At 39.3% G+C, this 14,798-nt stretch carries 9 protein-coding genes and 1 tRNA gene; 2 read left to right on the top strand and 8 right to left on the bottom strand.

All coding sequences use genetic code 11. From position 1 onward, the window contains the following. Nucleotides 1-25 precede the first annotated feature (25 nt). Nucleotides 26-1,039: a LacI family DNA-binding transcriptional regulator gene (locus AAKU52_RS00295; RefSeq protein ID WP_354329003.1), complete on the top strand. Its 1,014-nt coding sequence runs from the start codon at nucleotides 26-28 to the stop codon at nucleotides 1,037-1,039. 74 nt (nucleotides 1,040-1,113) lie between these two features. On the opposite strand, the gene AAKU52_RS00290 is transcribed toward AAKU52_RS00295, so the two are convergent. The 3 genes from AAKU52_RS00290 to AAKU52_RS00280 all read right to left on the bottom strand — a co-directional run bounded on the left by AAKU52_RS00290 (nucleotide 1,114) and on the right by AAKU52_RS00280 (nucleotide 2,805). After that, entirely contained in the window at nucleotides 1,114-1,692 is a 579-nt protein-coding gene (locus AAKU52_RS00290; protein ID WP_354329001.1) for a 50S ribosomal protein L25/general stress protein Ctc, read from the bottom strand. 28 nt (nucleotides 1,693-1,720) lie between these two features. After that, a complete protein-coding gene (locus AAKU52_RS00285; RefSeq protein ID WP_354328999.1) occupies nucleotides 1,721-2,662 on the bottom strand; it encodes a ribose-phosphate pyrophosphokinase in 942 nt (313 codons plus the stop codon). A gap of 72 nt (nucleotides 2,663-2,734) precedes the next feature. Next, nucleotides 2,735-2,805 (bottom strand) — tRNA-Gln (locus tag AAKU52_RS00280). 237 nt (nucleotides 2,806-3,042) lie between these two features. Here AAKU52_RS00280 and AAKU52_RS00275 point away from each other — a divergent pair. Beyond that, on the top strand, nucleotides 3,043-6,072 hold the full coding sequence (locus AAKU52_RS00275; RefSeq protein ID WP_354328997.1) for a protein O-mannosyl-transferase family: 3,030 nt from the start codon (nucleotides 3,043-3,045) through the stop codon (nucleotides 6,070-6,072). A 287-nt stretch (nucleotides 6,073-6,359) separates the two neighbouring features. Here the strand turns inward: AAKU52_RS00275 and AAKU52_RS00270 are convergent, their stop codons facing one another. From AAKU52_RS00270 to AAKU52_RS00250, 5 genes are all read right to left on the bottom strand, one after another. Continuing rightward, nucleotides 6,360-7,325, bottom strand: a complete 966-nt coding sequence (locus AAKU52_RS00270; protein WP_354328995.1) for an acetyl-CoA carboxylase carboxyltransferase subunit alpha — start codon at nucleotides 7,323-7,325, stop codon at nucleotides 6,360-6,362. Nucleotides 7,326-7,355: 30 nt separating this feature from the next. Continuing rightward, nucleotides 7,356-9,263: an alpha-amylase family glycosyl hydrolase gene (locus AAKU52_RS00265; protein WP_354328993.1), complete on the bottom strand. Its 1,908-nt coding sequence runs from the start codon at nucleotides 9,261-9,263 to the stop codon at nucleotides 7,356-7,358. Beyond that, the gene (locus AAKU52_RS00260; protein WP_354328991.1) at nucleotides 9,264-10,616 is read right to left on the bottom strand and encodes an MFS transporter; all 1,353 of its coding nucleotides are present in this window, start codon (nucleotides 10,614-10,616) and stop codon (nucleotides 9,264-9,266) included. A 66-nt stretch (nucleotides 10,617-10,682) separates the two neighbouring features. Continuing rightward, entirely contained in the window at nucleotides 10,683-12,479 is a 1,797-nt protein-coding gene (locus AAKU52_RS00255) for an alpha-amylase family protein (protein WP_354328989.1), read from the bottom strand. Continuing rightward, nucleotides 12,460-14,790, bottom strand: coding sequence for a glycoside hydrolase family 65 protein (locus AAKU52_RS00250; protein ID WP_354328987.1), 2,331 nt, complete (start codon nucleotides 14,788-14,790; stop codon nucleotides 12,460-12,462). Before AAKU52_RS00250 ends, AAKU52_RS00255 begins: the two co-directional genes overlap by 20 nt. Between the last annotated feature and the right edge of the window lie 8 nt (nucleotides 14,791-14,798).

Raw genomic sequence — 14,798 nt, 5'->3', positions numbered from 1 at the left:
TTTAGCAAAAACGGCTACCTATTAAATGAGTAAAATCACCATTAAAATTCTGGCTAAAGAGCTGCAGCTTTCAGTTTCTACGGTCTCAAAAGCCATCAAAGACAGCCATGAGATCAGTAATGAAACCAAACTAAGGGTCACTGAGATGGTTAAAAAGCTAAACTATATTCCAAACGCTTATGCCGGTAGTTTAGGAAGTAGAAATAGTAAAACTATTGGAGTAGTCATTCCCGAAGTGGTAGACAGTTTCTTCGCCCTTGCCATAAATGGTATTGAATCTATTGCGCAAAAAAATGGCTATCATGTACTCATCTATTTAACCCATGAAAGTTTTGAAAAGGAGAAAACGATTTTAAAGGATTTTGAAAGTGGCAGAGTAGATGGGGTTTTGATGTCTGTTTCAAGAGAAACTACACAACATGATCATATTGATGACTTATTAAAAACCGGCGTACCATTAGTGTTTTTCGACAGAACATTTGATGAAATTGAGACGACACAAATCACCACAAATGATTATGAAAGTGCTTACCTTGCTACAGAGCACCTGATAAAAAACGGTTGTAAAAAAATCTTGTTTCTATCATTTTCAAACATACTCTCTATTACCAGTAAACGATTAAGGGGCTATCAGGATGCCTTAGTTGCCCATAACCTGGCGCTGAGTGAAGACAATATCATTCCTTTCTATAAGGAATCAAAAATTGATTATTTAAACTTGAGAAGTAAATTGGAATCTCCAGGAAGTGCTGATGGTATTATTGCCTCTGTAGAAAAGTTGGCAATTCCTATTTACCAGGTATGTGAGGAATTACAATTAAACATTCCCGGTGATATACAAGTGATTAGCTTTTCTAACTTAGAAACTGCTGCATTTTTAAATCCGCCACTTACTACAATCACGCAGCCAGCTTTTGAAATAGGCAAAACTGCTGCAGCTGTATTAATGAAGGCGTTAGGAAAGAAAAAAATAGAATTACTAAAGGAAGAAATTATTATTCCTTCTACAATAGTAATCAGAAAGTCGACCAAGTGTTAATATAAGCATAAACAAAGAAAAGGCTGTATCATTTCATCAATGACACAGCCTTTTCAGCTTAAAAAGGAGATAAATTATTTCTTGCTACCTTCTTGTTCTGCTTGTTTCAATGCTCTAGACATACCTACAGAAACGATAGTATCTTCTGAAGTATTAGTAACCACATAAGCTCCTTTTGCAAGGTCACGTACGCGGAACAAACCACCAACGTCTAATTTAGCAATACTTACTTCAACAGCCTGAGGCATGTCTTTAGGTAAAGCTTTAACACGAAGTTTACGTAATTTCTGAACCATTTTACCACCCATTTTAACACCTGGAGATACACCGGTTAATTTAACAGGAATTTCCATCACGATTTCTTTTGCTTCATCTAACTGAAGAAAATCAACATGTAATAACACGTCTGTAACCGGGTGAAATTGTAATTCTTTAATGATAGCCTTTGTTTTTTTACCGTTAAGGTCAATTTCAACAAAGTTTGCTTCAGGAGTATAAATAGCATCCTTAAGGTCAGTTATTAACACAGCAAAGTGTGCTTGTTCTTTACCACCATACAATACTGCAGGAGCTTTACCATCATAGCGAAGTCCTTTAGCATCGCGTTTCCCTACGTTCTCTCTTAGAGAACCGCTAATTGCGATTGTTTTCATTGTTAATTATTTAAATTGTAATCTATTATTATACTTTAAAAAGCTCACTTATAGAGCCATGTTCATTTACATTTGCAATAGCTTTTGCAAATAATGGCGCTGTACTTAACACCCTAATTTTATCACTGTGGCGTTTTAATGGTATCGTATCCGTAACAATAAGTTCTGAAAGCATGGAGTTTTCAATGGTTTCATAAGCTTTGCCAGAAAGTACCGGATGGGTACAAACAGCTCTTACACTTCTTGCGCCTTTCTCCATAATTAAAGCAGCAGCTTTAGATAGGGTACCTGCAGTGTCACAGATATCGTCAATCAAAACAATATCCTGTCCTGATACATCACCAATGATAGACATTGATTCTATTTCATTGGCTCTTTTACGACGTTTATCACAAATCACCACTTCTGCATTAAAGAATTTGGCGAAGGTACGTGCGCGATAAGAACCACCCATATCAGGCGAGGCAATGGTTAAATTATTTAATCCTAAACTTTTAATATAAGGGACAAAAATAACTGATGCATCCAGGTGATCTACAGGAACATCAAAAAATGCCTGTATCTGAGCGGCATGAAGATCCATGGTCATGATGCGATGAATGCCCGCAGCCTGCAATAAATTAGCGATAAGTTTAGCACCTATAGCTACACGTGGTTTATCTTTCCTATCTTGGCGGGCTAAACCATAATAAGGAACAACAGCAGTAATGTAATGCGCAGAAGCTCGTTTTGCGGCATCAATCATCATCAGCAATTCCATTATATTATCGTTGGGCTGGCAAGTAGACTGGATAATAAAAACATCACAACCCCTTACCGTTTCATCATAAGAAGGTTGAAATTCACCATCACTGAACCGACTTAAGGTAGCTTGCCCAAGTGGTTTGCCGTAGTGGTCGGCAATTTTTAGTGCTAAATCTCTTGTACCTGTTCCGGCAAAAAGTTTAACTGAGTTAAATTGCAAAGGCATGACTGATTGTTATCAATGCTGGGTTAAAAAAAATCGGATTGCGGGTTTATTCACAATCCGAATATTATTATGTTGCCCGACCAGGATTCGAACCTGGACAAACGATACCAAAAACCGTTGTACTACCTTTATACTATCGGGCAATCTTCTGCTTAAAAGGGTTGCTTTTAAACGGAATGCAAATCTAAGCAGATTTTTCACATCTGCAAATAGAATGTGAAAAAAAATTCATTTTTTTATTTAACACCTTATTTAACAGGCCAATTCTTTATTCGATTCTGTTAATTATTGTTAAAGACTATTATCTTTATACAATTTCCGATCTTATTCTTTATTTTCGGCTTCATTTTAATAGCTTACCAATATCCTATTTAAATTAAATGAATTATTCAAAAATCAATAACCTTACTGGCTGGCTGTGCTTTCTGGTCGCTACAATAACTTACATTTTAACATTAGAGCCATCAGTAAGTTTTTGGGATTGTGGTGAATTTATAGCCTCTGCATTTAAAATGCAGGTAGTGCATCAACCCGGTGCTCCATTATTTTTAATGATTCAACGTTTCTTCTCGGCATTTGCTTTCGGAGATGTTACTAAAATAGCCTATTTCATGAACGTAGGTTCTGCAATAGCCAGTGGTGCAACTATATTATTCTTGTTTTGGACCATCACGGCCTTAGCTAAAAAAATGGTTGCCAAAGAAGGTGAAAACTTATCTGCCTCCAACCTCATTACCGTTATGGGTGCTGGTGTGGTAGGTGCCTTAGCCTATACCTGGTCTGATAGTTTTTGGTTTTCAGCAGTAGAATCCGAAGTATATGCCTTATCTTCTTTGTTTACAGCCATTGTTTTCTGGGCTATATTAAAATGGGAAGCAAATGCTAACGAGCCCCGTGCTGATAAATGGCTCTTGTTTATTGCCTATATCATGGGCTTATCCATAGGAATTCACCTGTTAAACTTATTAACAATTCCAGCAATTGCCTTTGTCTATTACTTTAAGAAAACACAAAAACCAACAACAGCGGGCATCATCAAAACCTTCATCATAGGCATCCTGATTCTTGCCGTTATTCAATATGGAATTATACAGTACCTGGTTTCCTTCGGTGCATATTTTGACCTTTTCTTCGTCAACACTTTAGGCCTTGGCTTTGGATCTGGTGTAATAGCCTTTGCAATTTTGGTGATCAGCGGCCTGGTGTGGGGCATACGTTACTCTATAAAGCACGAGAGAAAGATATTAAACCTCGCTTTACTCTCTACTGTACTCATTATTTTTGGCTATGGCTCTTTTGCTATGATCATCATCAGGGCAAAAGCGAAAACGAATTTAAACAACAGTAATCCAGACAATGCCTTCTCTTTCTTAAGTTATTTAAATCGGGAGCAATATGGCGACCGCCCCTTGTTGTTTGGTCCGAATTACAATTCGGAAAGAATCAGCTTAAAAGAAGGTAAAAACATCTATAGAAAAGGCGATGATAAATATGAAGTAGCTGGTAAAAAGACAGACTATGAATACGACAAACTGACGCCATTTCCAAGAATGTACAGTGACGATGAGCGCCATGTTGGTTTCTACAAGGAAATGACAGGTTTAGATGACACAAAATTTCCTAGCTTATTTGATAATGTCAATTTCCTCTTTAAATACCAGATTGGAAACATGTACATGAGGTACTTTATGTGGAACTTTGTTGGTCGCCAGAATGACGACCAGGGACAAGGAAGTTTGTATGAGGGGCAATGGTTAAGTGGCATCAAACCAATTGACGGATTAATGCTCGGTAACCAAACAAACCTCCCTCCTTCCATAGTTGAAAGCAAAGCTTATAACAGGTTTTTCTTTTTACCTTTAATTATTGGATTAATTGGTGCAATATGGCACTTTAAACGAAACCAGAAAGACGCTGGCATTGTTGGTCTGCTCTTCTTCTTCACTGGCCTCGCCATTGTATTATATTTAAACCAAAAGCCACTGGAGCCAAGAGAAAGGGATTATGCCTATGCAGGGTCTTTTTATGCCTTTGCAATTTGGATTGGCTTCGGGGTATTAGCCATAAAAGAATGGCTGTTTAAAAAAATAACCCCTGTAAATGGCGCCATTGGTGCAACGGTTATTTGCTTACTAGCCGCGCCAGTTTTAATGGCTACCCAAGGTTGGGATGACCATAACAGATCTGAAAAAATGGTGCCCCATGACATTGCCGTCGACTACCTGGAGTCTTGTGCACCTAATGCAATCCTGTTTACTTACGGCGATAATGATACCTACCCCTTATGGTATGCACAGGAGGTGGAAAACATCCGACCAGACATACGTTTAGTAAACCTTAGCTTGTTTGACACAGATTGGTATATAGATGGCATGAGGCGTAAGCAAAATGAATCTGCCCCACTGCCACTATCCATGAAACCATCACAATATGTACAGGGAGTAAGGGACGTGATGTATTACCAGGATTATAAAATTGAGGGCGCTGTGGAACTGAAAACTATCGTAGAACTCCTTTTATCAGAAAACGATGAAGACAAGGTTCCCCTACAGAATGGTACTAAAGAAAATTTTATACCAACCAAGAATTTTAAATTAACAGTAAACCCTCAGGAGGTTATTCAAACAGGTACCGTTCCTGCTGCAGATGCTGATAAAATTGCTTCTGCTATAGAATGGAAATTTAATAAAGGATATGTAACTAAAGGAACACTGGCTATGTTTGACATCCTTGCCCATAATAACTGGAAAAGACCGATTTATTTTGCAAGCACTGTACCTTCAGAGCAATTTAACGGTCTGGATAATTATTTATACAGTGAAGGGATGGCTTTACGTTTGTTGCCATTGAAAAAGGATTCAGCAGCAACCTCCAGAGCAGACCTTGTCAATACGCCGGTTTTATACAATAACCTGATGAACAAGTTTATATGGGGAAATGTAAAAACAGCTTCTTATTTAGATACACAATCAGCAGATGATGTTTCGATCTTCACTAACCTTTTTAACACTTCCATTACCAGCTTAATTAAAGATGGTAAAATGGCAGAAGCAAAAAAGGTTGCAAATAGATATTTCGAGGTTATGCCTGATCGGTTTTATGGTATGCGGTCTATGATGGGTGCCTATTTCATGGCAGAGAACTTATACAACCTGAATGATATAGCCAGGGCGAATGCTGTGATTGAAAAATCTGCTGCCTATATTCAAAAAGAACTTACTTACCTTGCTGATGTTTCTGCAAGTAAAAATAGGTTTGTAGGCGGACAAAATGTACAGTTGGGGATGTCATTCTTAAATCAAATGGCACAAACTGCTGAATTACATAAGCAAACACAATTGAGTAAGAAATTACAGGCACAGTTTAGCGCACTGGAAGCCAGGTTTGGCCCTTATTTCCCACAGGGGTAATTACAAACTATAAATACATTTACAAAAAAGTCGTATCATTGATCAATGATGCGGCTTTTTTGTGGTTTAAAACCTATAGTTTAAGTTATAGCTGATAGGCACCTTGTTGCCACCTTGTAGGGACCTCGTTGCGGGTTGGTAGCCCTGCAGCCAAATGAGCTCCCTGCTACCACCCTACCACCTACCTGTTGCCGATAGCGGAATTAAAACCCTAACCTCAATAAAAAGGCCTGTCTTCATCATCGATGAGACAGGCCTTTTAAGCTCTTATTTATTTAAAAAAAGAATTAGTCTTCTGTAACCACGCCCATTGCGCAAAATTTATCAATTCTTTCCGTAATTAATTTTTCTGTTTTCTTTAAACCCAGCTCATGCATATCTTTAATAATTTGTGCTTTTAATGTAGCAGCCATTTTCTCCGGATTTTGATGCGCCCCACCAAGTGGTTCTTTCACAATACCATCAATTAGTTTATTATTAAACATATCTGTAGAAGTCAATTTCAGGCATTCTGCAGCACGTTCTTTATAATCCCAGCTTCTCCATAAAATGGATGAACAAGATTCAGGAGAGATGACCGAATACCAGGTATGCTGCAACATATAAACTTTGTCGCCAATACCAATACCCAATGCACCACCCGAAGCGCCTTCTCCAATAATGAAACAAACAATAGGCACTTTAAGGACAGACATTTCCAACAAGTTTCTGGCAATAGCCTCTCCTTGTCCCCGTTCTTCTGCTTCTAACCCTGGGTAAGCGCCCATGGTATCGATAAAAGAAATAACTGGTTTATTGAATTTTTCTGCAAGCCTCATTAAGCGAAGTGCTTTTCTATAACCTTCAGGATTCGCCATTCCGAAATTACGAAATTGACGCTCTTTAGTATTTTTACCTTTTTGATGACCGATGATCATCACCGTTTGTCCATTGATTGTAGCAAAGCCACCTATGATGGCTTTATCATCTTTAACCGTTCTATCGCCATGAAGTTCGATAAAATCGTCACAGATCATACTGATATAATCTAGCGTCTGTGGTCTTTCGGGGTGGCGGGATAACTGTACTTCCTGCCAACCCGTTAAGTTGGAATAAGTCGATTTCCTGGTTTCCACCAGCTTTTCTTCCAACTCCGTTAAGGTAGCAGACATATCTACTTTTGTTTTATCAGCAACCTGTTTAACCTTTTCAATTTGCTGAATTAATTCCGCAATAGGTTTTTCAAAATCAAATGATGTTTTTATCTGTTCCATAAGTGGGCAGTAAAAATAGACAAAATTTCCCTAATTAATCAAAGCAGTTTTACTAAAGATGTGATATTCACCCGGCAACAATATTTTAGAATAAATAGTGCTGGAAAAATTCAGCGGATTATTGTTTCCATGTTCGTACCAGGTCCCCGCACTTCCAAAATCAACAGTGGCCATTTGGTTCACCACATCGAAGTTTCCTACTATCACCAACGTATTATTAGTATTGCTTAATTTTATAAATTTCACGGCGCCAGCTAAATTGTAAACCGGATTTATAGCATTGAAAACAGGGTTTTTCTTTTTGAGGCTAATAAATTTTGCATAAGCCTGAAACAAAGCTTTACGCTGCTGATCCTGTGCATATTCCCATCGGATGGGCTTGTTGCCCGTTCGGCCATTAAAATCAATAGACACATCGTAACCTAATTCCTGAAATTGCCAGATCATTTTAGGACCGGGCATGGCGAATAAAAATGCCGCAGCAAGCTCCTCTCTTTTTAATCCTGTGGCCAGCTCTTTAATTTGGTAGGCACCTGATCCATTGCCATAACTTGTGTTTTTGAACATTGTTCTTTCTTCATCATGACTTTGACCATACGTTACTAAATGCTGTGGCACACTTAACTCATGGTTAGTATAAAAACCCCAACTAAAATCTGATTTCTCCAGCCAGCCCATGGTTGCCTCATTCATGGTATAATTCAGGTTATTCCAAAGCATCATACCTTCAGCGGCCAGTGCTTTTTCTTCTTGCACATCGGCAAAATGCTCTAAAATAACATAGAAATTATTGGGGTCAAGACTTTTGATATAGCTGTTGTATGCTTTCCAAATGGCCACCCTACTGGCATCATAAACCCGGAATACGGCATCATCAATAGATTTTTTCTGCGTAATACCTTTAGAAAGGTCAAAGCGGAAACCGTCTATTTTATACTCCTCCATCCAAAATTTAATTACATCTTTAACAAAAGCCTGTGTTTCGGCCTTTTCATGGTTAAAATCATAACCTACATTAAAAGGATGTGTAGCCTCAGCATTATACCAGGGGCTATTGCTTGCAGGTTTATTAGCGGACTTATCAAAATAAAGTTGTACCATTGGCGACTGACCGAAAGAATGATTAAGTACCAGGTCAAGAATAACGGCAATACCACGACCATGGCATTCATCGATAAAATTTTGCAATGCCGTTTTAGTGCCATAATATTTATCGGGGGCAAAATAAAAAGAAGGGTTGTATCCCCAGCTTAAATTGCCCTCAAATTCATTCACCGGCATCAGCTCTATGGCATTGATGCCTAGTTCTACCAGGTAATCCAGTTTTTGCAATGCAGAAGCATAACTATGCCCCACGGTGAAGTCACGGATCAGCAGCTCATAAATAACTAATTTATTTTGCTCAGGCCTATTGAAATTGCCCGTATTTTTCCAGGTGTATCCCGGTTTTACCCCCTTCATAACGCTAACAATACCCGTAGTTTTTCCTGTTGGGTAAGCTATTAAATTAGGATAAACTGCATTATCGATATAGCTGTCTTGATCTGGATCCAATATTTTTTCGGTATAAGGATCTGCAATTTTTAAATTATTATCTACCAGAAATTGGTAGGCATATTCTTTGTTTGGATCGAGGTTATCAATTTGCACCCACCATCTTTTACCGTCTGCCGTATTTTTTAACGGATTAATTATCGGCTGCCAATCATTAAAATCACCAATTAAAGCAACAGCAGTTTTTGAGGGTGCATATAAAGTAACGATGGCCGATCGGCCATTATTTAGATAGACTACCCCCTCTTTAGCCCCTGCAGGTAACTCGGCAGTAATTGACCCCGGTAATACAGGGGTAGTTATTACCTCGGGTAAAGAGGTGGATTTTTGGCATGCCGTGGCCAACACCGACAGCGTCAGCAGGAAAAAATAGAGTTTCTTCATTTAGATTTTTTCTTTGTTATCGCGGATATATAAAACAGAAATAGCGCCAAGGATCATAAATATACCAGCCAAAACAATAGCGTATATGGCTTCCCCATTATAGAATCTCTTCACGATCAGTCCTCCAAAAAAACCGTTAATAATTTGAGGCATCGTGATAAAGAAATTAAATATACCCATGTAAACCCCCATTTTTCTTGCAGGAATAGAGCTGGATAAAATGGCATAAGGCATGGAAAGAATACTTCCCCAGGCTAAACCAACACCAATCATCGAATAGATTAAATAATCAGGATTAGAGATAAAATAGATGGAAAGTAAACCAGCACCACCCGCCAGTAGTGAAAAAGCATGTGCTATTTTTTTGCTTGTCGCGTTTGCAATGGTGGGCAACAGTAAGGCATAGATGGCTGAAACGCCATTGTAAACGCCGAACAACACGCCCACCCAATTCCCTGCATCCGCAAATTTAACGGAAGAAGTATCGCCAGGCAGCACTTTATAAATATGCTGTGCAATGGCAGGAGTGGTAAATACCCACATAGAAAACAGGGCAAACCAGGAGAAAAACTGCACCAAACCCAGTTGCTTCATCACAACAGGCATTTTAGAGAAATCTTTAAAAATAGACATTAATCCGGCATCAGGCTCCTTAGGTTCATTATGGTAAAGCTCCATCTCTTCTGGCGGATATTCTTTAGTGGTAACAACCGTCCAGAGTATAGTTAAGATTAAAATAGCTGCACCGGCATAAAACGAATAAATTACATTGGCAGGCACCTGCCCTGCCGCAGCAACTTTAGAGACACCCAAATATTCGGAGAAAATATAAGGTAACCATGACCCGGCAATAGCACCGGCACCAATGAGAAAAGTTTGCATGGAGAAACCAAAACTACGTTGGCTTTCAGGCAATTTATCAGCCACCAAGGCACGGAAAGGCTCCATGGCCACATTTATCGAGGCATCCATGATCATCAGCATTCCGGCACCAATAATAATGGGTGGCATAAAACTGGCCATGGTACCTGAATTTGGCATAATCATTAGTGCAATGGCAGTAAGGATAGCACCAACCAGGAAAAAAGGCCTTCTTCGACCAAAACGGTTCCATGTTTTATCACTATAATAACCTATAATAGGTTGAACAATCATCCCCGTTAAAGGTGCTGCTAACCAAAAAAGAGAAAGATGTTCTACGTCGGCACCAAAAGTCTGCAAAATTCTTGAGGCATTACCATTTTGCAAGGCAAAGCCAAACTGTATACCGAAAAAGCCTGCGCTCAAATTAAATATCTGTGCGGTAGACAACCTAGGCTTTTGCACTAAAACCTTAACCTTATTATTATTCATCAGCATCTATTTATTTTTAGGGTTATGAAGCCTGGGGGTTCTTTAACTTAATGATTAAGGAAGCTATTAAAATTCAATAATTTGGGCACTTACAGGTTTTAATGATACGGTTATCACTTTTCCCTGGGTGCTTAGTGCGCCCGAGCCGAGCAGCGCCGTAGCTTTAACACTTTTCACACCATTTAATAGTTGTTCGGGAATAACAATTTTAGCATCCATCGCAAGCGCTCTATCAAAATTAACCACTATTAATAAACGCTGTTTGGCGGTATAACGAATATAGCCATACATTCTGTTATTCATATTGCCGCTTTGCGGTATTTCAAAAATTTCTCCATGCTGTAGCGCAGATGCCGTTGCAGCAATATGCATTAGTTTTTTATAGAAATCTCTTAGCTCAAATTGGTCAGCATTCAATAGCGCCCCATCAAAGGCACCCTTGTTCATCCATTTTTGATGCTCAGGAATGCCCCAATAATCAAAAATGGTACTCCTGTTATCATCTCCACCAAAACCTTCTTTACCAATAGCAGGCTCTCCAACTTCCTGACCAAAATAAAGCATAACAGGTCCGCCAGATAATGTAGCAGATACCACCATTGCAGGTAAAGCAAGTACTGGATCGCCGGCAAAACCAGCAGAAGCAATGCGCTCTTCATCATGGTTTTCCAGAAAACGAAGCATTTTATTTGGGTATCCCTGGTGTTCCGCCTGCCAGGCTTTTGTAATTTCATTTACAGCTGCATTGGCCTCATTTCTAATCAGTTTCTTTAAACCATCATACAAGCCAACCTTATCATAGAGGTAGTCAAATTTTCCCTTGTTGAAATAAGTTTCATAGACTTTAGGGTTATAAGCTTCGCCAATGAACACCATTTTGGGGTGTACTTTTTTGATTTCCGGGATCACCCAATTCCAAAACGCTACAGGCACCATTTCGGCCATGTCGCACCTGAAGCCATCGACGCCTTTATCAGCCCAAAACATTAAAATAGCCTTCATTTTACCCCATAAAGGAGGCATAGGTGAAAAATAATTCATCTCGCCGGCACTATAATCAACACCATAGTTCAATTTTATGGTTTCATACCAATCGTCTACTTTAGGCTTTTCAGAAAACACATTGTTTCCTGTTGCTTTAGCAGGGTATTCCTGGAATTTACGATCTTGTAAATGAGTTAACGATGTGGTAATTGTATCCATGTTTGGAGGCACCACCAAAGCTTTTCCAGGCACATAATAAAAATCATTTGTTGGGGAAAAGGCTTTGTTAACATCATCCTGAGCACCAAAATCTATTACAGTTGCAGGTTTTGATAATGATTTATACCCACGGGAAACATGATTGGGAACAAAATCAATGATTACTTTCATGCCCTTTTGATGCGTTCTATGCAGCAGTGCTTCAAACTCGGCCATCCTGTTATTCACATCCACCGCCAGGTCAGGATCTACATCATAATAATCGCGGATGGCATAAGGAGATCCAGCACGACCTTTAACCACATCGGCATCATCGGGCATAATGCCAAAAGCACTGTAATCCGTAAGACTGGCATGGGCAATAACACCGGTATACCATATATGCGTGGTTCCCAGTTCCTTGATGCCATCGAGTGCTTTACCGGTAATGTCATTAAATTTACCACTGCCATTTTGGGCTATCGTTCCGTAGGCCATATTCTGCGTACTGCTGTTCCCAAACAAGCGAGGTAACAACTGGTAAATGATCAGTTTTTGCTGGTCCATATTTAATACTTTTTGATTGGTATTTTGATGCTTTTTTTGTGCATCGGTAGTAATGGCACTGCAAAGCACTAACAGTACGACTACCATTAATGGTTTAATAAACTTTATCTGCATGTTTGATGTTTATCGTTTTCTCTCCTGGAGGGAAAAGGTAAGCCTGCTCAAGAACCTGAATTGCCAAAGGTTCTGCAGCATAATTTTTGATGCTAATCTCTTCTGCCGAAATCCTGACGTTTAGGGTAGTACCTCTGAAATTGATATTGAAAGAAAACGACTTCCATTGTTGTGGTACAAAAGGATTAAATTGAAGTTGGTTATTGCTAACCCTCATACCGGCAAAGCCCTCCACAATGCTCATCCAAGTACCAGCCATGGAGGTGATGTGTAAACCGTCTTCCGTATCATTGTTATAATCATCAAGATCCAGGCGTGCTGTACGCAGGTAAAAGTCGTATGCTTTTTGTCCATAATTTAAACGAGAGGCCAAAATACTGTGCACACAAGGCGATAAAGAACTTTCGTGAACAGTTCTGGATTCATAGAAATTAAAATTGCGACGCAGCGTTTCCAGGTCAAATTCCTCCTCGAAGAAATACATGCCCTGTAAAACATCTGCCTGCTTGATAAAGCAGGAGCGCAAAATCCTGTCCCAACTCCATTTCTGATTAAGTGGCCTGGCTTCTGCTGGCAGTTCAGAAACCAATAGTTGCTCTTTGTCTAAATAACCATCCTGCTGCAAAAACACCTCTTCTTTCTGATCATAAGGATAATACATTTTATCGGAAATATTGATCCAGTCAGAAAATTCTTCCGCTTCCTGCAGCTTAGTTTTTTGAACAATCTTCTGGTACAATTCCGGAGTCGCTTGTTGCACCATTTTCGCCGCTTCCACAGCATATTTCAAACACCATGCGGCAAGCTTGTTGGTGTACCAGTTGTTGTTAATGTTATTTTCATATTCATTAGGTCCGGTAACGCCGAGCATGACAAAACTGTTTTTATCAGTACTCCAATTGACGCGTTGTCTCCAAAAGCGGGCAATACCGATAAGTACTTCTAAACCATATTCCTGTAAATAGCTTTGATCGCCGGTATACCTGATGTAGTTGAAGATGGCAAAAGCAATGGCACCATTGCGGTGAATCTCTTCGAATGTAATTTCCCATTCGTTATGGCATTCTTCACCATTCATGGTTACCATAGGATACAGTGCCGCACCGTTATTAAAGCCTAACTTCTCTGCATTTTCAATAGCCTTTTGCAAGTGCTTATACCTGTAAATTAACAGGTTTTTTGAAACTTCTGCAGGTGCCGTGGCTAAATAGAAAGGGATACAATAGGCTTCGGTATCCCAATAAGTAGAACCGCCGTATTTTTCGCCTGTAAACCCTTTTGGTCCGATATTTAAACGGGCATCTTTTCCGGTATAGGTTTGGTTCATTTGAAAGATATTGAACCTTATGGCTTGCTGGGCAGCAACATCACCCTCAATCAGGATATCACTTTCTTCCCATTTTGCCAACCAGGCCATGGCCTGTTCTTTCAATAATTGTTGGAATCCTTTTTTAGAAGCACGATCCAAAGCGGCACGACTCACCATTTGCAGTTCGCTTTTATCATAATTCATGGAAGAAATATGCGCACCAACTTTGTAAACATCAATACAATCGCCTTGTTTAACAAATACTTCTCCCGTTAAACTGATATACTTTGGCTGAGCTGCTCCCGAAGCTGAAGATAACAATTGGGCTTCCTCATTTTTAAACAGGGTTGTTTGGGTGGCAGTACAGACCTCAAAAGCCGTTTTCTTTGTCCTTAAAGTTAAATAGGTGTTTTCATTTTCCGTTAATGCACTTACTTCATCCCAAAACTTCTCGTCGTAATTGGCATCCTGGTTTTTTACATCGCCATCCGTAAAAGAAGTAATGCTAATCGTGCCCTCAAAGTTAAGTGGTAATACCTGGTAGTGCAGGGCAGCAATCTCATCATCGGCAATGCTGCAAAAACGTTTAGCCTTAATTTTCAACTGTTTACCACTGTTGAGCTCGGCAGTAAAAGTTCGTTCCAGGTATCCTTCTTTCATGTTCAGCACACGTTTAAAGTCTGTCACTTTAGCATGGCCAAGGTCGAGCTCTTCGCCATCAATGCTAATATGCAGACCAATCCAGTTGGCAGCATTTAAAACTTTGGCAAAATACTCAGGATAGCCATTTTTCCACCAGCCAACACGTGTTTTATCGGGGTAATAAACACCGGCCATATAATTACCTTGCAGGGTTTCACCACTGTATTGTTCTTCAAAATTAGCCCGATGCCCCATTCTGCCATTACCAATACTAAAAATACTTTCAGAAATCTTATTTAAGTGAGGATCAAATCCTTCCTCAATAATATTCCATTCCTCTGCTTGTATATATTGTTTCATCTTTTCTT

It is taken from the genome of Pedobacter sp. CG_S7 (assembly GCF_040544395.1).
Taxonomy (GTDB): domain Bacteria; phylum Bacteroidota; class Bacteroidia; order Sphingobacteriales; family Sphingobacteriaceae; genus Pedobacter.
Note: the sequence above shows the minus strand (reverse complement) of the source record. Positions and strands in the feature narration are given on the sequence as shown.

Excerpts from the sequence above, each read along its gene's own strand:
- AAKU52_RS00295 (WP_354329003.1), top strand. The coding sequence starts at position 26 with ATGAGTAAAATCACCATTAAAATTCTGGCTAAAGAGCTGCAGCTTTCA.
- AAKU52_RS00290 (WP_354329001.1), bottom strand. The coding sequence starts at position 1,692 with ATGAAAACAATCGCAATTAGCGGTTCTCTAAGAGAGAACGTAGGGAAA.
- AAKU52_RS00285 (WP_354328999.1), bottom strand. The coding sequence starts at position 2,662 with ATGCCTTTGCAATTTAACTCAGTTAAACTTTTTGCCGGAACAGGTACA.
- AAKU52_RS00275 (WP_354328997.1), top strand. The coding sequence starts at position 3,043 with ATGAATTATTCAAAAATCAATAACCTTACTGGCTGGCTGTGCTTTCTG.
- AAKU52_RS00270 (WP_354328995.1), bottom strand. The coding sequence starts at position 7,325 with ATGGAACAGATAAAAACATCATTTGATTTTGAAAAACCTATTGCGGAA.
- AAKU52_RS00265 (WP_354328993.1), bottom strand. The coding sequence starts at position 9,263 with ATGAAGAAACTCTATTTTTTCCTGCTGACGCTGTCGGTGTTGGCCACG.
- AAKU52_RS00260 (WP_354328991.1), bottom strand. The coding sequence starts at position 10,616 with ATGAATAATAATAAGGTTAAGGTTTTAGTGCAAAAGCCTAGGTTGTCT.
- AAKU52_RS00255 (WP_354328989.1), bottom strand. The coding sequence starts at position 12,479 with ATGCAGATAAAGTTTATTAAACCATTAATGGTAGTCGTACTGTTAGTG.
- AAKU52_RS00250 (WP_354328987.1), bottom strand. The coding sequence starts at position 14,790 with ATGAAACAATATATACAAGCAGAGGAATGGAATATTATTGAGGAAGGA.